Source organism: Winogradskyella sp. 3972H.M.0a.05, from assembly GCF_040493455.1.
Taxonomy (GTDB): Bacteria; Bacteroidota; Bacteroidia; order Flavobacteriales; family Flavobacteriaceae; genus Microcosmobacter.
Genome location: NZ_JANFDA010000005.1, coordinates 132,994 through 152,213, shown reverse-complemented (window position 1 = coordinate 152,213; position 19,220 = coordinate 132,994). Strand labels below are relative to the sequence as shown.

Below are 19,220 nucleotides of genomic sequence, written 5' to 3'. Positions count from 1 at the left end.
ACACAGAATCCTAAGCTATGGAGACACCAGAAAATGAAATATTTCGCGACTCTATTGGCACTATTGACAATAAAGGCAAACGTGCTTGGGTGTTTCCTAAAAAGCCTAAAGGGAAGTATTATGACAAACGAAAATTGGTCAGCTACTTTTTATTAGCGTTTTTATTTGCTTCCCCTTTTATCAAAATTAATGGCAATCAGTTTTTACTATTCAATGTCTTAGAAAGACGATTCAATATTTTTGGATTCCCTTTTTGGCCACAAGATTTTCATCTGGTCGTAATCTCCATGATCATTGGTGTCATTTTCGTGACATTATTTACAGTTGGGTTTGGTCGTATTTTTTGCGGTTGGATTTGTCCACAAACCATATTTATGGAAATGGTTTTTAGGAGAATAGAATATTGGATCGATGGCGATAGAAATAAACAGAGAAAGCTAGACAGACAAAAATGGGATGGCGAGAAGATAAGGAAACGCCTCTTAAAGTGGTTTATATTTCTAATCATCTCGTTTTTAATCGCTAATGTATTTCTAGCCTATTTAATAGGCAGCGATAAGCTACTGCAATACATTATTGATGGCCCTTTTAAGCATTTGGGTACTCTTATACCGCTCATCATTTTTACAGCTGTATTCTATTTTGTATTTGCATGGTTTCGTGAGCAAGTATGTATTATAGCTTGTCCTTACGGAAGGTTACAAGGCGTTTTGCTAGACAATCAATCTATTGTTGTGGCATATGACCATAAACGTGGTGAAGGCGATAATGGTCGCAAAAAGTTTAGAAAAAATGAAGACCGTCAGGCACTTGGTCATGGCGACTGTATAGATTGTTTGCAATGCGTTCATGTTTGCCCTACGGGAATCGACATTAGAAACGGCACGCAACTAGAATGCGTCAATTGTACCGCTTGTATTGATGAATGCGACCATATTATGGAAAGTATAAATCTACCGAAGGGATTGATACGCTATGCAAGTGAGGCCAATATTGAGAAGAAACAAAAGTTTAAGCTCACCGCTAGAATGAAGGGTTACATTGCTGTGCTTATTATTCTTACAGGAGTATTATCGGGAATGCTTGCATTACGAAACGATGTTGAGGCCAGAATACTAAGACTCCCTGGGCAATTGTATGAACACAAGGATGATAACATTATTAGTAATGTGTTTACCTACAAACTCATTAATAAAACCACTAACGAGATCGATGATGTAACGTTTAGGCTTAGAAAATATAAAGGAACAATAAAGATTGTTTCTACAGAAAACAAGATTAACGTCCCAGCTCAAGACTTAGCAGAAGGCACATTGTTTATTGAAATTCCGCAGAGTGAGCTTAGTGGAGACAAGAATAAATTAATGATTGAAGTCATTAGCAATAACAACATTATTGAAACGACTACGGTTCGCTTTTTAGGACCTAGAAGCTATCGATGATATGCAATGTGTAGTTGGATTATATAACAATTGTCATTCAGAAGGAGTATAACGACTGAAGAATCTTCTGTCTATAAAAATTTAGATTCTTCGCTACGCTCTGAATGACAGAAAAAATAAAACATTATGAAACTAAATTGGGGAACAGGAATCGTACTAGCTTTTATAGGGTTTATAGCCTTTATTATGTACTTCGTCATAAACATGAATACCAATGATAAATATGATCATGACTTGGTTAATGAAAACTACTATAAAGCTGAGCTCGAATACCAACAAAGTATTGACAAAGAAAAAAATGCCAAGGCATTGACCGAACAGGTTACCTGGGAAAAAACAGAAAACGGGATCCTGATTACATTTCCTAAAACGCTTCAACCTAATTTAATTAAAGGAAATGTGTTCCTATACAGGCCATCTAATAAGCAGTTTGACTTTGAAACTCCCATTTCACTGTCTGACCACAATTTGCTCATACCTGACAAACGCTTATTGGGTGGTCGATGGAACATTTCTGTTGACTGGGAATATCAAGGCAAATCCTATCTGTTTAAAAAAGAAATTATCTACTAAAATGATTTGGGCAGGTTTCATACTCGGTTTATTAGGTAGTCTACACTGCATTGGTATGTGTGGCCCAATAGCCTTTATGCTTCCTGTAGATAGAAACAACTCTGGAAAACGAGCTTCTCAGATTTCCACATACCATCTAGGTAGACTGTTAGCATATTCTGGTATAGGTGTCTTATTTGGATTAATTGGCAGAAGCCTGACGCTTTTTGGTTTTCAGCAACAACTGTCCATTGCCATTGGTGTTTTAATGATTGTTATAGTTATTCTCCCTTACAGTCGCTTTAGACATAATACGTTATCTAAACCTTTATATCTTTTTGTATCTCGAATAAAATCCGCATTGGGTAGCACATTAAAGAAGCGAACTTTATCTGCTTTCTTCTCCATTGGTTTTTTAAATGGATTATTGCCTTGTGGTTTGGTTTACATGGCAGTCTTTGGAGCTATAGGAACTGCAGATATATTGCATGGTGCTGTGTTTATGTTCTTATTCGGATTAGGAACTGTTCCTTTGATGACTGCAGCGATTTTTATCGGTAAGCTTTTCACACCAAAGAGAAAAAAGCAAATACAGAAGCTTATCCCTGTTATGGTTATTATTATTGGAGTTTTATTTATTGTTCGTGGTTTAGGGCTTGGAATTCCTTACCTCTCTCCTACTGAAATTAACGATGTGGTTTCTTCTCAAATGAATTGTCATTAACAAGCTTTAAAAACCTTGTGAACACTGACATTTATCATAGTTTCTGAGTGTATACTGAACTAACTTTAAGTATCATTTTAAAACTAAACATCATGAAAAAAAGAATGCCAGTTTCAACAATTATGACCAAGAATATTATCGCTATTAACCGTACTGATGATCTTGATACAGCAGAACGATTGTTTAAACAACACCATATAAGACATATCCCTGTAGTATCTGGAGATGTTATTATTGGTATGCTAAGCTATACGGATTTGCTTAGAATAAGCTTTGCTGATGCGGTCAACGAAGATACCAATGAAGTCGATACTGTGGTCTACAATATGTTTACAATAGACCAAGTAATGACTAAAAATGTGACCACTGTATCGTCGGATACTACAATAAAAGAAGTTGCAGAAATTTTGGCCAAAGAAGAGTTTCATGCATTGCCTGTGGTAGACAATGGTACACTAACAGGTATTGTGACGACAACAGATCTTATCAACTATTTACTAGACCAGTTTTAAACAAAAATCCAGGAGCTGTTTAATGTTTTAAGCAGCTCCTTTAAAATACTGAAATCATGAAACAAATTCTATTATTAACCGATTTCTCAGACAATTCAAGAAATGCTATTAATTATGCTCTTGAATTCTTTAAAGGCGAGCCTTGCCAATTTCATGTAATGCATGTCCATAAAATGGGAACTTTCACTTCGGATGATCTTATGATGTCTTCTGAAAGTAATATATACGACTCAATTGTTAAAGCTCCTAAAGAGAAGTTAGTAAGATTAGTAAATAGCCTGAAAAACTCATTCAAAAACTCTAATTACACCTTTGAAACCATTGTAGATTTTGATGATTTTACTGATGCTGTAAATCAAGTTGTAACATCGAAAAGCATAGAGTTAGTCATTATGGGAACTAATGGCAAAACTGGCGCTAAAGAAGTAATTTTTGGAAGTAACACGCTAAATGTAGTTAGAAATGTACATTGTAATACTTTGGTTATTCCTGAAAACTACAAATACAAAGCTCCAAAAACGGCATTGCTTCCCTTGAACACTAAAGATACTGTTCATGGTAGTTCTATAAATCGTCTTAAGCAATTCTTACAAGCTTATAACCTAGATTTTAAAGTACTTAGGGTTAATCCTGATGGCAAAGAACATCCAGAATTCAAGCTCTTCGACAGATCTAATTTAGAGGATTTAAAGTATGATTATTTTATCATCAACGATGTTCCGTTGCACTATGCTGTTAATAGTTTTATACAACTCAAAAACATCGACGTAGCTGTTATATTAGTAAAGGATGAAGGGTTCTTCGATCGCCTGTTCTCTGGTTCTGCAGTTACCAAACTTAGTAATTCATTAAAATTGCCAATGCTTGTATTGCACAATGATTAATTATGATTGTAAAAATCTCTTACCCAAGCTCGCATTTGGTTGTCCGTCATGCTATCTGTTTTATGAACTCCGAGCAAGCGTTTAAATAAATCTCTATAATTTTCTTCTAAGGTTTTTGAAAACTTATTTACAGTATCCGCAGGTCCAAATAAGACAAGTTTATCGCAATCAATCAGTTCTGGAATTAAAGATTTAAAATAATTTCTGAATTGATGCTTCTCTCGCTCCAAATATTTACTATCCTGGACTACATCTTGTGGCCCTCCTTTAAATTTTGTGCCAGATCCTCCATGAACATTAAAGTGTTCAATCCCTGAAGAAAACGTTTTCACAATCTCTTTATCGTTAATAAGACTTACTATAAAAGCCCTATCCTGATCCATCCAAATTCCTGTTTTTTTCATGATACTACATTTTATAAAAGGCTTTAATCTATAGCCATATACCTAAAATCAATACACTTACAAAGTCATCGATACTTTACCTATATCATAAAGCCTTTTGGTAATTACTTATCCTAAATTACCTCAACGCTTCAACAAATACTATGACATATATCATGGGAATTTCATTAATAAGGCTATAACTTTATTACTCGTTTTTCATAAAAACTAATGAAGGAGAATAATCAACAAATACATGCTTTGCACAGTCATATAGGCAAACTATTTTATGCTATTACAGCTGCCGATGGCATCATTAGACCAGAAGAGTACAACACCTTTAAAAACATTATTAAAAAAGAGGTTTTTGGGGAGAATATTAATCATGAATTAATACTAGATTCATACAACAAGCTGTATCTAGATGACGCAAATGCTGAAGCATCTTTTGATAGTTTTATCACATTTATAGAGAAAAATAAACCTTTATTCACGGAAGAACTCAAATCTTTAATCTTGAAAGTTTCTGGCATCTTAGCACGCTCAGTAAATAATGTCAACAAATCTGAGTTAGTCCTTATTGCTAAGCTAAGTTTAGCTTTCAAAAATTAAAAAAGAGCTAAACAATGTCTAGCTCTTTTCTTCTTGACCATAAAATGTAACTAACTAAAAAATCAAGAACTTGAATTTATATTTTGAATGTCATCACTGGCAATGTCGAATGGTTAGCAATATCTTCTGAAATGCTCCCTTCAAAGAAATGTGCCAATCCTTTTCTACCATGAGTTGCTACCGCGATTAAATCTGCACCGATCACATTAGCATAATTGAGAATTCCTTTTTCTATCGAATAATCACAGACATACGATACATCCTTCATTTTGTCTAGGTTTCCATTTGCTGACTTAAAGAAATTAGCCACGCGTTGTTCCATTTCTGAAGAACTCAAGAATCTATTATCTGGTAAGTTGACATAGACAATATTCAATGTAGCTCCAAACTTGTCGAATAAAGCATTGGCTTTTTGATATGACGCAATAGAATCTTCAGAAAAATCACAAGCAAATACAACGGTTTCAAAATCGGTAAGTATTGGACTGTGTTTTACGATTAGCACTGGAATTTCTGAATGTCGTACTACTTTCTCTGTATTAGACCCAATGAACATTTCTTTCAGTCCACTTGCTCCATGCGACCCCATTACCACCAAATCAGCATCATGCTCTTCTGCAATATCATTAACTTCACTAAATACTCTAAAGTGCTTAATGATTGGAGTTATGGTAATTCCCTCTAAAAATGGCTTGCTTAGTGCTTCATCAAATTTTTGTTCGGCACGTTTCAAAAAGAAAGCTGTTTCAGCATTAAGGTCCAGATGACCTTTTGTGAGATAGGTTTCAGAAATTTCGAGCATGTGCAATGCCAAGATTTGCGCATTATGCTTTTTAGCAATATTTGCTGCTGTTTCTAAGGCATATTCAGAATGTTCCGAAAAATCTATGGGTACGATTATTTTTTTCATTGGTCAAAAAATTAAACTAATACTTTTCAAAACTACAATAGCTCCAAATCATAAAATATGATATATGTCATATCTCTAATTTGTTTATGGAAAAATATCTACTTAACTTTCATAAAAATTAAAAACCGACATCATGAAAAAAATTTCTACACTAATAATGGTGCTTTGCCTTATCTCCTTTTACAGTTGTAAAAAAGATAAAAAAGAAGACGCTACAGATGTTAAGACTGAAGAAGTTGTTGACGTAAAAGAGGAAGATACCAACAAGACCTCTCAACCAGCCACCTATAGTGATGAAGTAAAAAAACTAAGAATAGCATTGGACTCTAAAAGTGGAAGTACTGCAACTGGCAATGTCGTTATCAAACAAGATAAAGGTGTTGTGAGTATGATTGCTGTAATGAGTGGATTGTCTGAAGGTGAACATGCTATCCACATACATGAAAAAGCAGATTGCTCTTCGGATGATGGAAAATCTACAGGAGGCCATTGGAATCCAACTGGTCAGCCTCATGGTAAATGGGGAGATGCAAAGGGTTACCATAAAGGTGATATTGGAAATTTTGTCGCTGATGCCAATGGTAATGGCACCATAGATTTCAAAACTCAAGAATGGTGTATTGGCTGTGGCGATCCTGCAAAGGATATATTAGGTAAAGCCATTATTGTACACCAAGGCGCAGATGATTTTACTTCACAACCTTCTGGAGCAGCGGGTAGTAGAGTAAGCTGCGGTGGAATTATAGAATAACTTTTAATTAAAATAACATTCAAAGAAGCTACTTTTTGAGTAGCTTTTTTATTTTTATATCAAATTAATTGCATGAATCCTTCGGCGTCAGGTTGGGTAAAAAAATTGATGAAGCATATCAATGATAATCACAATTATCTTGATAATGATAATGCTACATTTTATCATTCTTTAAAAGAATCTGGATTCATCTACGGCAGTAATGTAGCGACTATAGAATCTTCAATAAGTATTAATGATCTTACCGACGAAGAACTTTGCAAAGTCAATTTAGTTTTGGCACATTATTATGTCTTCAGCAGACAGAATTCTAAAACTAATTTCATCTATTCTCTTATAGACTTTTATAGAGCAATTAATGAAACCAAAACCTCTTTTATTGAAGAGTTAATTGGACAGCGAAAATCATCTGGGTTGCTAGAAAAAATCATTCATAAGCGTGTTCATATTGATGATAATCTTCTGACAAAAAGCTTTAATCATTTTATAATTAATGCCTTACTTTTTGTAGATGTTCTGGCCTATAACAAGTTTTTGAAAACTGGTAATATCACAAAAGATTATATCCAAGATGTTGAAACTGCTATTGAGGTTATTGTTTTTAAAGTTTTTGAATCTAAGCCTACTAAGACCGAGTATGACCAAAGCCTCTTAAAACTTTTTGAGTCTTCGCTACGTTTCCACAATAATGACCTTTTGGAATATGATGATGTTATTGGCTACATAAATTCTAATCTCGAAAAACAATACATCATTGATATTGTTTGCATGGCTTCTTGGAGTGATAAAGTGATTGATAAAAAAGAACTAGAGTTTTTGAATCAAATAAAAACTGATTTGAGTCTCGACGACAATATCATTACCAGTTCTGTTGATGACATCAATTGGTTTTATAACAATAATAAAGACAAGATTGCATTTTTGAATTCTAAGAATCTTGTGCAAAGTTTTTATGATAATTCCAGTAAACTGGTAAACAAACTCATAAAGCGAAATAGTAAGCGTTTGCTCAAGGAGCTCAAAGAAAGTAAAGAAGTAATGGTGCTTTTAACGCAGTCAACAACACGTAAGCTCACTGACGAAGAACAAAAGCAGATCCAAAATCAATTGCTCGATATTTTTAAATCCATACCGAGTTTGGCGATTTTCATGTTACCTGGAGGTATGATATTATTGCCTTTGTTTATTAAGTTTATCCCTAAGCTATTACCTTCAGCTTTTGACGATAATAGAATTGAAGACGATTAAATTATCGCTTGATAAATTTTTCTGTAAGCACTCCTCTATCTGATACTATTCTGATAAAATATAATCCTGAATTGAGATGGGATACATTCAGGCTTAAACTAGTATCGTTGAATACTGATTCACTAACTACTCTACCTTCAATATCAAAAATCTGATATTCTCCATTAGCAACTGCATCTGACAGCAAAAGATTTAATTTTTCATCAACAGGATTCGGATGTAGTTGAATTTGAAAAACTTCAGAATTAGAAACAGACAGAGTAGCTGATGAAGCAGAATCGCTAGTAATGGTTGATGTCAAAGTCCCATCGATAGAATGGGCTGTAATCCTAAACCAAACCTCATCATTATTAGATATTGGTGGATTGCTCCATAAATAATTAGTATCTGTGATATCTGACACTATTGGCAAAAAGTTTGCCTGGTTATCTATACTATATTCCAAATCATAATAAACTGGTCGTCCTTCATCTGGGTTATTCAATTGCCAACTAATAGGAACAGATGTATCATAAACTCCTCCTGCTGGACTTGTTATCTCAATGTCTGGGTCTTCGTAAGCATGCAACAGCTCAGCAAAACCAATTCCAGTAACTGGCTGACCATCTATGGTTCCTGAAATAGTAGTTGCGCCTTCAAAAAATCTGAAAGGTAATTGTACTTCTGTTGTGGTATGCAATGTGCTTATCGTAAGATCGATGCTATGATTCGTCGTAGACGTTAATCGCCACTGTTTGGAATAACACATAACTTCGTCTGGTGTACAGAAAAATTGTAAGCGTTCTATCTGCAAATCATCTGTAGTATATTGGGTGCTTTCATCTACGTAAGCTGATAAAATTCTATATTCTTCTTCATCTGGTATGGTTCTATCTGCAGTAAAGATGTTCCATAGATTAATATCCATACCATTAGATAATTGCATACTAAACCACTCGTACTTTTCTCCCGTAAGTGGATTAAAGTCACCATATTGTCTATCAATCCAACCGGTTCCGACCACATTTTCAGTTACACCTTGAAATGTAAGCGTACCAGTAATATCGTTCTTAGTTTGAGAAAAGTAATATGTGTAGTTTGCTAATCCTTGATTCAAAAAACCATCATCACCTAAGATTAACGGTCGCTTGGTAGTTACAATATCTAAAGACAATCCTCCAGTGCCATTGGCTGCAAACAATTCATACTCAAAAGGTATTGGTTGATTGCTACCATCTAGTTTATTCTTCCAATATTCTGTTCCGGCTAAAAAAACTGAGGCTTCTACGTCAAAGCCTGTTGTAGAGAGTGTCGTATAGTTTAATGGTAATACATCCTGGAAGAATTCTCCTGTATCATCATTGGTAATGTTCAAAATTCTAAATCCATCAAAACCTGCTTGAGGATAATGGAAGAAGGTATACATATAACTATAGTTAGTTCCGGATGTTTGTCCTAACAAATGCCCAGCAGTATACCACCATTCTATAGGCTCTGAAGTATGCCTACCTTCATCAACAGGAAAAGCAACTTGCCCAGCTGGTTCATAAGGGTAAACTTTCCAGTCTTGAGAGAATATCGGACATGAAAATATACCTATTAAGAGTATTAAAAGTAACCGATTCATGATTAATAGCTTTACACCTGAAAACTAAACGATTATGCTTGTTTTGGCAAAAAATCAAGACAAATCACATGATTATAATGTTAAAATGGCTAATCAAATGTTAAAAAGTGTAACATATAGAGATTTATTCCGTCTATTTGAATAGTTAGTTGCTAGCTAACGATCATCAATATTAATCAATCAAAAAATGAAATATCTTACAAAGGCTAACTTGCTTGTACTATTTACGTTAATGGTAAAAATCGTTTTGATAGCTGCTTGTTTATTAGTTGCGTATCAAATCTATGCAGATAAAGGAATCTCCTCGTCTGCTGGATTACTTTTAATGTAGAGTATATCCATAGTCAATGATAAAGGACTATTATTCTATATTCAATATAGATCAAAACAGTGATCTCAATGCTATAAAAAAAGCATTCAGAAGAGAGATTGCTATATATCACCCTGATAATAACCCTAACGAAGAAGCCAAAGACCGATTCAATGACTTGGTCGAAGGCTTCAATGTATTATCCGACCCAAAAAAGCGAAGCGCTTATGACGAAATGCTCCGAGCATCTATGACCAATAAACCAATGGTTATTGAACAACAAGAGCAGTATGAAGAATGGCAAGAAGAATCTAAAACCTCTTCGAAAAAATATCGAACTACTGCGCTTGAAGAATTATTATTACTAGATATTTTCTTGGACGTAAGTATTCCTGGAATGTTTGGTGCTGGAGATCTCTTTGATGATGTTGGCGATGCTATTGGTGATCTATTCGATTTATTCTAACCACGCTTTAAAATCTTTTACACGCTCCCTTGCTACGATAACATCTTGTTCTTTATAGGAATTGAGTTTTATCTGTAGCCTAGAATTTGTATAGCTAATGATATCCCTAATCGCATTGATGTTGATAAAGAATTTGCGATTAATCCTGAAGAATGTATGCGGTTCTAACTCATCTTCTAATTGCTCTAAAGTTGTATCTAACAGATAGTTTCTACCTTCGTTTGTATGTAGGTAAGTTCCTTTATTCTCACTAAAGAAACACTCTATGTCATCTATATTGATAAGCTTAAGGTGCTGACCCACTTTAACTGAAAATCGTTTTTTGTATTCGCGTTCAATAGGGTTGACCAATAGTTTCTTTATATCATTAAAATCCAATGTCACAGATTGTTCTTTGGGTAATCGTTCTTGGTATTTAGAGACTGCTTTAGCCAAATCGTCTTCATCGATTGGTTTCAATAAATAATCAATACTATTTAGTTTGAAGGCCTGAAGCGCATATTCGTCATAGGCCGTTGTAAAAATAATTGCTGATTTTACTTCGACATGCTCAAAAATCTCAAACGACAAACCATCACTCAACTGAATATCCAAGAATATCAAATCTGGATGTTCATTATTTTGAAACCATTCTAAAGATTCTTCAACTGAATGCAGCATGACTTCAGTATTAATTTCTAATCTTTGAAGCATACGCTGTAAGCGTCTTGCAGATGGTTTTTCGTCTTCTATGATGATAACGTTCATGTATTATGCTTTTTGATGGTTATTTACAAACTAATTATTATTCCCAAAGTGTCACTTCTTCTTCTCCTTCTTGGTCCTCTTTAATGATTTCGTCAATCTTTCTATCTTCCCAACTTTCTTTGAAAAGCAACCTCCCTTTGAAAACATTCCAGGCATGGACAGCTATAAAGATCGTCCAGCCAACCATAACGCAGCTATCTAACCAGATAATAGCCGTTTTATATTCGCCCTGTACAATAAACAAATTGTAGGTAAGAAGCCCCATTAAAATAATATAGCCTAGTAGGTGTATATAGAATAATTGTAAGGCTTTGACTTTTTCTTTAGCCTTTATATAATCCTGCTTATTTTCGCTCTTTTGCTCCATGCTATTCATAACGTTGCCTGTCTCGCATATCTTTATCCATATATTCCTGAATTTTGCGTTCCTCCCAATTCTTGCCAAACATGAAGTTTGGTCCAAATACTCCTAAAAAGTGGAAAATTAACCCTATACCCCAAAATGTAGCTGTTGCATAAGGCCCAAAGCCAGTGAAGCCTTCGCCAGAGTTTAAACCTATAAGTATGATTAAAAATATATTGATGACAATATACACGGCCAAGTGCCAATAAAAGCCAACTATTTTGTCTAGCTTTTTCTTTGCACGCATATAAGCTTCTTCGCGCTCATAATGCGATCTTGCGTCTCTATCTTTATATGGTTCTATATCGTAGTTTTCCATAGTTATATATTTTGTTTCCAATCTTTAGATTGGTCTTCGTCCATAAATTGTTTTAATTTTCTTTCTTCCCAGTTCTTTCCCAATATTAAAGGAAACCCAAATACTGCAATGGTATGTATAATTATGATGAGCCCCCAAACTATCCACACTGAAAAGGTATTGAAGTCAAAAAATGCTTCTTCAAAAGTTTCTCCATTATTCAGATTTCTAATGACTTTACCAGTAGAAATAATAATATTCACCACTAGGAAAATAATAAGATGTGTATAGTATTTCCTAACGCGCTCAACACGATGTCTGGCTCTAAAGTAAATACCTTCGTCTCTGTATGATTCTTTAGTATTCATCATTAGTTCCATTTGTTGCGTTGTTCTTCTTCACGCATATATTGTTCTATCTTTTTCTCTTCCCAATTTCTACCCAAAACACCGTCATTGACATAGACTTTATAGGCATGGAAAGCGATTCCTATTCCCCATCCAAACAATGGAAACCAAAACCATTGAAAGTGCCATGATGTATACCAATTGATAAAGATCAGAAATGGCATTACGACGATGTATGATAATATACTGTAGTAGAATTCTTTGACTTCCTCTACATGTTTTCGAGCTCTGACATATCTATCGTCAAACTCGGATTTTGATTCTATTTTTCTCATTACTGTTACTTGTTTTGTAAGCATCGGTATTGCTACTGCAAAACTGCTTGCTCCTTGATTGATTAGTACTTTCCTATTAGTTAATAGGCTATAGCGTTGTTTTATATTTCCTAAGCCTACTCCACTACTCTTTTTTACGATCTGCTTAGGTTGAAGGTTGTTCATCACAACCAGATTGGTGCCCTCTTCATAGATTTTTATATGAAGTGGTTTACTTGTTGTAACCATATTGTGCTTTACTGCGTTTTCCAACAACAACTGAAGCGATAATGGCACTACTTTACTCTCTGGATTTGAAGCGCTCTCTGGTATTTCAAAAGTGAGACTGTCTTCGAATCGCATTTTTAATAGGGACATATACGTCCTGGCAAAATCTAACTCTTCGTCTACCGTTACTAAGTCTTTATTTTTTTGCTCTAAAACGTAGCGATAGACTTTAGACAGAGATGTGGTAAAGCGTTGTGCGTTATCTGGGTTCTCCTCAATAAGACTGGTCAATACGTTAAGGCTATTGAACAAAAAGTGAGGATCGAGTTGATTTTTTAATGCATCGAACTTAGCGCTAGCTGTCCCTGCAATTACCTTTTGCTCTTTTATTTTGGTCTGTTGGTAACGATTGTAGAAGTATACAACATGAAAAATAATAACAATCGTCAACGTAATCCAAAGTCCAAATATGTAATTCCCCCAACTTTGGTTATCTAAATAGTCTGAGAACGTTATACCTGCATTGGTATAAAAGAACATTACTAAATATCTCAGAAAGAATAAACAAACCAGAGTAATCATTAACGACCCAAAGATTCCAATGACAATACGTTTTACACCTATGTTCCTTTTCCAACTGAATTTTTCTAGATAATCAAAAAAATACATGTTAGCATAGCCAAGCACAAAACTATATAGCTGATAAAACCCTAACTCTATCCAAAACTCTTTAGCATTTTCAAAATCGAAACCACCTTCTAAGAAGTTGCCAAGTACGAATACTAGGATTCCAATTATGATTACTATTATGATATTTTTAGAAGACTTAGTCATTGTTTCCTTTTAAAGGTTTGGAATTTATTAGTTACACGAAGCTAATACTTGTTCAGCTCTTTTTTGTCCCCAATTTGGGTGCAATTCGCTTTCTGGTTTAAAGTTAGCAAAAAGTTCTATGGATTTTTCGATGTCCTTACAAAACGGCTTAGTGTCTTGCCCAAAGTATCGAGCGCTACCCATTCCCCATTCTGCCTTATTGTAAACTACTCTAGGATTGTCTGGAGCTAGTTCATAAGCCTTGTTATAAATTTCAGTAACTGTCTGTCCGTATTTCATTCCGTAAGTGGCACCATCAAAAGCAACCCAATTGGTATATAAATGTGCTTGTAATACCATAATCTCTGGATTGTTTTCACTAATGTTCTTGGCTAGATCCAAGTGCTGTTGTGCTTTATCTAACTGTGATTTTAAAACGGTTTCGTCCTTTTCGTTCCAACTTTTTAGACTATTCATTTGTGCAATGTAATAGTGCGGTAACCATTGATCTGGTTCAGCTTTAGCAATACGCTCAAATAAGTTTTCGGCTTCGCCCCATTTGTCGTTTTCCCAAAGTTCAAAGGCCTTTTGCATACCTTTTTCAAAATTTCCTTGTGCTCCACAAATTGCAGAACTTATCATAAAAGCGAGGATAATTAAATGTTTCATTATTGTTGATTTTAATTTGGAACAAATATCCTTCAACCTTAAAGCTCAATAAAGAATGAATTACCGAATTGTAGATATTTTGTGATGAAATGTAGAAGTGACAATAATTAGTGATAAATACTATATTTGAGACTAATTATTTATTTATGAAAAAATTAGAAATAGCACTCTCTTTTTTAATAGGTATTGCTTTTATAATGAAGCTTATGAACTGGCCATATAATTCATTGATATTGGCACTTAGTGCTACGCTATTAGGTATGTTATATTTTGGCTTAGGGTTTATTTTGCTGAATGGAATTCGTTTAAGAGATATTGCCAAAAAATCTAGTTACCAACATATTTCGGCTCTAGGTATAATTGGTGCTATTTGCCTAGGGTTTGTATTTTCCTTTATTGTAATCTATATGCTTTTCAAAATTCAATTTTGGCCATATGGACAAATGGGCTTAAAACTCTCGTTAGGAATGTTATTAGTTTCGATTGTTGTCTTTTTCATCTTCTACGTAATGAAAAGAAGAAGACTGTTAAAAGAAAATATCATTAGAATTATTATAATTGGAGGTCTCGGAACTTTATTATACTTTACTGACAGTATGAGTTTAGTTGAGCTTTTTTATAGAAATGATCCTGATCGTTTAGAACACTTTAGGCAAGAAATTCAGAATCTTGAGGTTTACGAGACTAGACGCAAAGATTCCACATCAAGTGCGGAGTAACAAAATAATTATACAAGTTTACGACTACATCACCATACACTTATTGAAAGTGTCCTTATAAATTGCTTCGTATTTAGGTACTATTTGATGGATATCAAACTTATTGGATTGCAGCTTAGCATTAGCTTTAAACTGCTGTAATCTGAGGTCATCACTTAGAATATGGATGGCATTTTTGGACATGTCTTCTACATCATTGACATTACTCAAAAAGCCTGTAACACCTTGTACATTCACCTCTGGGATTCCTCCTGTATTACTTGAAATTACAGGGACACCAGACGCCATAGCTTCTAAAGCTGCTAAACCAAAACTCTCGGTCAATGATGGTAATAAGAACAAGTCGCTGAAGCATAAAATCTTATCGATCTCGTTACTGTTTCCAAAGAATACCACTTTATCAGAAATACCAAGTTTTCTGCAAAGTCGCTCAGCCGGTTCCTTTTCAGGGCCTTCACCAACCATCATTAATTTGGCAGGCATTTCTTTCTGGATATTGTAGAATATTTTGATAACATCTGGAATTTGCTTCACTTCCCTGAAATTACTGATGTGTGTAATAATACGTTCATTGTCTTCCGCCATCATGCCTCGCTGACAATCGGTATAATCGTGCTTGTATTTAGAAATATCAATAAAATTCGGGATGACATGTATTCCATTATCAACATCAAATAAGCGCAGTGTATCTTCTTTCAAACTCTGAGATACTGAGGTTACGGCATCAGATTTATTGATACTAAATGTTACTGCAGGCTTATAGAACGGATGGCTCCCAACAAGTGTGATGTCTGTACCATGAAGTGTAGTTACTATGGGTACATATATGTCGTTTTCTTCCAACATCTTTTGAGCCATATAGGCTGCATAAGCATGAGGAATAGCATAGTGTACGTGTAATACTTCAATCCCATGTAACTTAACCATATCTACCAACTTACTAGATAATGCTAATTCGTAAGGTTGATAGTGAAATAAAGGGTATTCTGGCACGTTTACTTCATGAAAATGTACGTTTTGACTCAGGAGGTCTAAGCGAACTGGTTGTCTGTAAGTAATAAAGTGTATTTCATGACCTCTTTTGGACAGCTCTAAGCCTAGTTCTGTTGCAACGACGCCACTACCTCCAAATGTTGGATAACATACGATTCCTATCTTCATATTAAAGTATAAATGCCTTTTGTGTGGTTAAAGTTATGTGTTTTTATTCTATTTCAATGATAAGAAGAAGTTAATTCGGTATTGAATATTTTCAATCTCAATTATCAATGGCATTATAGATTGCCTCTTGAATATTTGTTCTTATATTTTCTCTCAGCAATAGATTTTTCCCTGCTTTAGGATAGGTTCTATTTGCTAAAAAGATGTAGACAATTTCTTCTTCAGGATCAGCCCAAGCGTAAGTGCCTGTAAAACCTGAATGTCCAAAACTAGTCATGGATAAACATCCACAGGTTGGTCCTTCTTCGCCTAGTTGTGGCTTATCGAACCCTACGCCTCTTCGATTATCTCTATGACAATAATAGCACTTGTTAAACTTGTCTATAGTTTGGGTTTTTAAATAGCGCTTGCCGCCATAATAGCCTTTCTGAAGGTACATTTGCATAATCTTGGCGATATCATTGGCATTGCTAAAAATACCTGCATGTCCTCCTACACCATCTTGCATTGCTGCACCCATATCGTGAACATAACCTTGTATTTTTTGATACCTGTAATAATCATCAACTTCTGTTGGTACTATATTTTTATTACTGAATGTATTGCGCGGATTATAAGTTGTATAGTTTGCGCCTAAGGAACGGTAAAAATGATCTTGAACCAGTTCCGCTAATGACTTATCGTAATGTTTTTCGATATACTTCTTCAAAATATAATATGGTAAGTCACTGTATCTGTACCTCAACCTAGATAAGAGTTCGCTTTCTTTTATGATTTCTTGAATAGAATCTTTATAATCATTTCTTAGATATAGTTCGTTGGCAACTTTTATTTTGAATCCTTTCTGTGATGACTTTCGATAATATTCTTTCAGAGGTCTTTTGCTTACTGAATCTAACGTGGCATAATAAAATGGAATCCAAGGACGTAATTGCGCATAGTGCGACAACATTTTCTTTATGGTGACATCTTCTTTGTTTGAATCCTTATACTCTGGAAGTATCTGTGATAGCTTAGTATTCAAACTAACTATCCCTTTTTCTTCAAGTTCCATCAACAGTGGTAAGGTTGCGACGATTTTAGTCAAAGAAGCAACATCATAGATGTCATCGAACTTTACTTTTTCAGAGCCTTCATAAGTGTGCTTACCAAAATTCTTATTATAAATGACTTTCCCTTTTCTGGCAACAAGTAGTTGAATACCTGGAGTCATTTTATTATTTACAGCATGGTTAGCAATGGAGTCCAATGCTTTAAGACGTTCTGTACTCATTCCTACACGTTCAGGAATACCATAACTTAGTGACTGCAGTCCATTATAGGTAATACCATCACCTACTTTGAAAAATTCACCTGTAGTTACTGGGAGTTTGCCTTTTACTGGAACTGCGCCAAATAATGCTTGTGCTGACTTTTGCTGTCCAATCTCACTATTTTGATAGCTCATTACAATGCCCTCAAAGTTTGTTTCGCTCTTTAGATCGATTAATGCATAAGGTCTTGCAAATATGTTGAGTACAACTGTATTGGTTCTGGCAATTTCGTACATCCAGTTTATTTCCTCTAGGGTAAACTTATAACCCTTCCAAGGATTGGCATTAGACTTATGAAAACCAATAATAACAGTGTTGTAATTTTTTAGCTTGGTTAACAATTCATCAAGGTTGTCTGCATTGACTTTATCAACTTTAGCATACTTTCTCAATTCGTTATAAAAGGCTGAACCATCATCATCTCCAAACTTTACATAAGCAATCTTCTTGGTATCCAAATGTCGCAATGGCAACAGATCATTCTTATTTTTTAGAACTGTAATAGCATTCTCCATCAATTCACCATAAAGTGCATCATCAATCGGTCTGTTCAAGTCTTTGGCTAGATTGTACATACCAATCGGTTTGTAATCGTTGAGCCCGACTTTGTACTTAGCCATTAATATTTTCTTCACCGAATGTGCTAATCGTTCTTCCGTAATAATACCTTCATTATATGCGGCTACAAATTTTGCTACACCATTTTGAGGATTTTCAGACATGAGCATGACGTCGTTTCCTGCTAAAAAGGCCATTAAATCTATTTCGCCTCCTGTTGTAAAGGTTTTTGTTGTAATACCATCTACACCTTGTTGCACGTAATCTGCAGCGCCTTTCATGGTCAAGGCATCTGTAAAGATTAGTCCTTTAAATCCTAACCTTTCCTTGAGAATATCTGTGACAATGTACTTAGATAATGACGATGGAAAACCAGATCTCGATTCTAAACTTGGCACATTAAGATGCGCCACCATAACACTCGATAAACCTTCTTTAATCAACCGCCTGTAAGGGTATAACTCTACAGAATCGATACGTTGCTCACTAAAGTTTATGGTTGGTAGGGTTTTGTGTGAATCTTGCTCAGTATCGCCATGTCCTGGAAAATGTTTGGCATTGGCTAACACGCCTGCACTTTGCATCCCTTTCATAAAGGCTGAAGCTTTTTCGGTAACATTATCTCTATCCTCTCCAAAAGAACGATTCCCTATAATTGGGTTATTAGGATTAGTGTTGATGTCTGTTACAGGTGCAAAATTGAAATGCACACCTACACGCTTGCAATGTTTTCCTATTTGGTATCCTGCTTTTTCGACAAGCTTATTGTCTTCAATAGCACCTAAAGTCATATTCCATGGAAAAGCGTATGTAGAATCTAATCGCATACTCAATCCCCATTCTGCATCCATACCAACCAATAGAGGAACTTTAGCTGCGGCTTGTAATTCATTGTTCAATCTAGCTTGTCTGTAAGGCCCTCCTTTGGAATAAATAACACCGCCTATATGTTGTTTTTTGATAAGGTTGACGATATCGTTCTTATGCTTATTGTCTTTGTTGGAAAACACCTGAACCATAAACAATTGCCCAACTTTTTCTTCTAAAGTCATGCTATTGTATAGACTATCGACCCACTGCTGTTGTTGTTCGACATCTTCGGATGCCAAAGGGTGCGATTGGCTAAAGCCATTAATTATTGAAAGTGCTAAAATGGTAATGAGGGACAAGGTATGCTTCATAGTGGCGTATTTAGAAAAATACATTTAAAAACTATGCCAAAATAGTATTTTAAAGTACAAGTTTGAAAA

General features: G+C 34.9%; 22 protein-coding genes. 11 read left to right on the top strand and 11 right to left on the bottom strand.

Annotated elements, in window-relative coordinates; genetic code table 11:
* Positions 1 to 17 precede the first annotated feature (17 nt).
* From ccoG to NCE97_RS11530, 5 genes are all read left to right on the top strand, one after another.
* Entirely contained in the window at positions 18 to 1,442 is a 1,425-nt protein-coding gene (gene ccoG, locus NCE97_RS11550; protein ID WP_353779423.1) for a cytochrome c oxidase accessory protein CcoG, read from the top strand.
* A 126-nt stretch (positions 1,443 to 1,568) separates the two neighbouring features.
* Positions 1,569 to 2,015 (top strand): FixH family protein, encoded by a 447-nt coding sequence (locus NCE97_RS11545; protein ID WP_353779422.1) that lies wholly within the window; start codon positions 1,569 to 1,571, stop codon positions 2,013 to 2,015.
* A 1-nt stretch (position 2,016) separates the two neighbouring features.
* Positions 2,017 to 2,718, top strand: coding sequence for a sulfite exporter TauE/SafE family protein (locus NCE97_RS11540; RefSeq protein WP_353779421.1), 702 nt, complete (start codon positions 2,017 to 2,019; stop codon positions 2,716 to 2,718).
* 92 nt (positions 2,719 to 2,810) lie between these two features.
* Positions 2,811 to 3,230 (top strand): CBS domain-containing protein, encoded by a 420-nt coding sequence (locus tag NCE97_RS11535; RefSeq protein ID WP_353779420.1) that lies wholly within the window; start codon positions 2,811 to 2,813, stop codon positions 3,228 to 3,230.
* 56 nt (positions 3,231 to 3,286) lie between these two features.
* The gene (locus NCE97_RS11530) at positions 3,287 to 4,114 is read left to right on the top strand and encodes a universal stress protein (protein WP_353779419.1); all 828 of its coding nucleotides are present in this window, start codon (positions 3,287 to 3,289) and stop codon (positions 4,112 to 4,114) included.
* On the opposite strand, the gene NCE97_RS11525 is transcribed toward NCE97_RS11530, so the two are convergent.
* Positions 4,111 to 4,518 (bottom strand): hypothetical protein, encoded by a 408-nt coding sequence (locus tag NCE97_RS11525; RefSeq protein WP_353779418.1) that lies wholly within the window; start codon positions 4,516 to 4,518, stop codon positions 4,111 to 4,113. The two genes, NCE97_RS11530 and NCE97_RS11525, sit on opposite strands and share 4 nt — an antisense overlap.
* A 210-nt stretch (positions 4,519 to 4,728) precedes the next feature.
* On the opposite strand from NCE97_RS11525, the gene NCE97_RS11520 reads away from it, so the two are divergent.
* On the top strand, positions 4,729 to 5,109 hold the full coding sequence (locus NCE97_RS11520; protein ID WP_353779417.1) for a hypothetical protein: 381 nt from the start codon (positions 4,729 to 4,731) through the stop codon (positions 5,107 to 5,109).
* Between the two features lie 76 nt (positions 5,110 to 5,185).
* On the opposite strand, the gene NCE97_RS11515 is transcribed toward NCE97_RS11520, so the two are convergent.
* Complete coding sequence (locus NCE97_RS11515; RefSeq protein WP_353779416.1) at positions 5,186 to 6,019, bottom strand: universal stress protein; 834 nt, start codon at positions 6,017 to 6,019, stop codon at positions 5,186 to 5,188.
* Positions 6,020 to 6,152: 133 nt separating this feature from the next.
* Here NCE97_RS11515 and NCE97_RS11510 point away from each other — a divergent pair, with 133 nt between their 5' ends.
* The gene (locus tag NCE97_RS11510; protein WP_353779415.1) at positions 6,153 to 6,770 is read left to right on the top strand and encodes a superoxide dismutase family protein; all 618 of its coding nucleotides are present in this window, start codon (positions 6,153 to 6,155) and stop codon (positions 6,768 to 6,770) included.
* 72 nt (positions 6,771 to 6,842) lie between these two features.
* A complete protein-coding gene (locus tag NCE97_RS11505) occupies positions 6,843 to 8,018 on the top strand; it encodes an LETM1-related biofilm-associated protein (RefSeq protein WP_353779414.1) in 1,176 nt (391 codons plus the stop codon).
* 1 nt (position 8,019) lies between these two features.
* Here the strand turns inward: NCE97_RS11505 and NCE97_RS11500 are convergent, their stop codons facing one another.
* Positions 8,020 to 9,624: a lipocalin-like domain-containing protein gene (locus NCE97_RS11500; protein ID WP_353779413.1), complete on the bottom strand. Its 1,605-nt coding sequence runs from the start codon at positions 9,622 to 9,624 to the stop codon at positions 8,020 to 8,022.
* Positions 9,625 to 9,811: 187 nt separating this feature from the next.
* Between NCE97_RS11500 and NCE97_RS11495 the strand changes: the two genes are divergently transcribed.
* A complete protein-coding gene (locus NCE97_RS11495) occupies positions 9,812 to 9,955 on the top strand; it encodes a hypothetical protein (RefSeq protein ID WP_353779412.1) in 144 nt (47 codons plus the stop codon).
* A 16-nt stretch (positions 9,956 to 9,971) separates the two neighbouring features.
* Positions 9,972 to 10,400 carry a DnaJ domain-containing protein gene (locus tag NCE97_RS11490; RefSeq protein WP_353779411.1) on the top strand — a complete coding sequence of 143 codons (429 nt, stop codon included), beginning with the start codon at positions 9,972 to 9,974 and terminating at the stop codon, positions 10,398 to 10,400.
* On the opposite strand, the gene NCE97_RS11485 is transcribed toward NCE97_RS11490, so the two are convergent.
* The 6 genes from NCE97_RS11485 to NCE97_RS11460 are packed head-to-tail and all read right to left on the bottom strand — an operon-like array spanning position 10,392 to position 14,219.
* On the bottom strand, positions 10,392 to 11,147 hold the full coding sequence (locus tag NCE97_RS11485) for a LytR/AlgR family response regulator transcription factor (RefSeq protein ID WP_353779410.1): 756 nt from the start codon (positions 11,145 to 11,147) through the stop codon (positions 10,392 to 10,394). The genes NCE97_RS11490 and NCE97_RS11485 overlap by 9 nt on opposite strands.
* 37 nt (positions 11,148 to 11,184) lie before the next feature.
* Positions 11,185 to 11,514, bottom strand: a complete 330-nt coding sequence (locus tag NCE97_RS11480; protein WP_353779409.1) for a 2TM domain-containing protein — start codon at positions 11,512 to 11,514, stop codon at positions 11,185 to 11,187.
* A gap of 1 nt (position 11,515) precedes the next feature.
* Complete coding sequence (locus tag NCE97_RS11475; RefSeq protein ID WP_353779408.1) at positions 11,516 to 11,869, bottom strand: 2TM domain-containing protein; 354 nt, start codon at positions 11,867 to 11,869, stop codon at positions 11,516 to 11,518.
* Between the two features lie 2 nt (positions 11,870 to 11,871).
* Positions 11,872 to 12,219 carry a 2TM domain-containing protein gene (locus tag NCE97_RS11470; RefSeq protein ID WP_353779407.1) on the bottom strand — a complete coding sequence of 116 codons (348 nt, stop codon included), beginning with the start codon at positions 12,217 to 12,219 and terminating at the stop codon, positions 11,872 to 11,874.
* Entirely contained in the window at positions 12,219 to 13,571 is a 1,353-nt protein-coding gene (locus NCE97_RS11465; protein ID WP_353779406.1) for a histidine kinase, read from the bottom strand. The genes NCE97_RS11470 and NCE97_RS11465 overlap by 1 nt, the downstream gene beginning before the upstream one ends.
* 27 nt (positions 13,572 to 13,598) lie before the next feature.
* Complete coding sequence (locus NCE97_RS11460) at positions 13,599 to 14,219, bottom strand: hypothetical protein (protein ID WP_353779405.1); 621 nt, start codon at positions 14,217 to 14,219, stop codon at positions 13,599 to 13,601.
* A gap of 146 nt (positions 14,220 to 14,365) precedes the next feature.
* Between NCE97_RS11460 and NCE97_RS11455 the strand changes: the two genes are divergently transcribed.
* Positions 14,366 to 14,938: a hypothetical protein gene (locus NCE97_RS11455; protein ID WP_353779404.1), complete on the top strand. Its 573-nt coding sequence runs from the start codon at positions 14,366 to 14,368 to the stop codon at positions 14,936 to 14,938.
* A gap of 24 nt (positions 14,939 to 14,962) precedes the next feature.
* On the opposite strand, the gene bshA is transcribed toward NCE97_RS11455, so the two are convergent.
* The gene (gene bshA, locus NCE97_RS11450) at positions 14,963 to 16,099 is read right to left on the bottom strand and encodes an N-acetyl-alpha-D-glucosaminyl L-malate synthase BshA (RefSeq protein ID WP_353779403.1); all 1,137 of its coding nucleotides are present in this window, start codon (positions 16,097 to 16,099) and stop codon (positions 14,963 to 14,965) included.
* A gap of 97 nt (positions 16,100 to 16,196) precedes the next feature.
* Positions 16,197 to 19,151 carry a serine hydrolase domain-containing protein gene (locus NCE97_RS11445; RefSeq protein WP_353779402.1) on the bottom strand — a complete coding sequence of 985 codons (2,955 nt, stop codon included), beginning with the start codon at positions 19,149 to 19,151 and terminating at the stop codon, positions 16,197 to 16,199.
* Positions 19,152 to 19,220 lie beyond the last annotated feature (69 nt).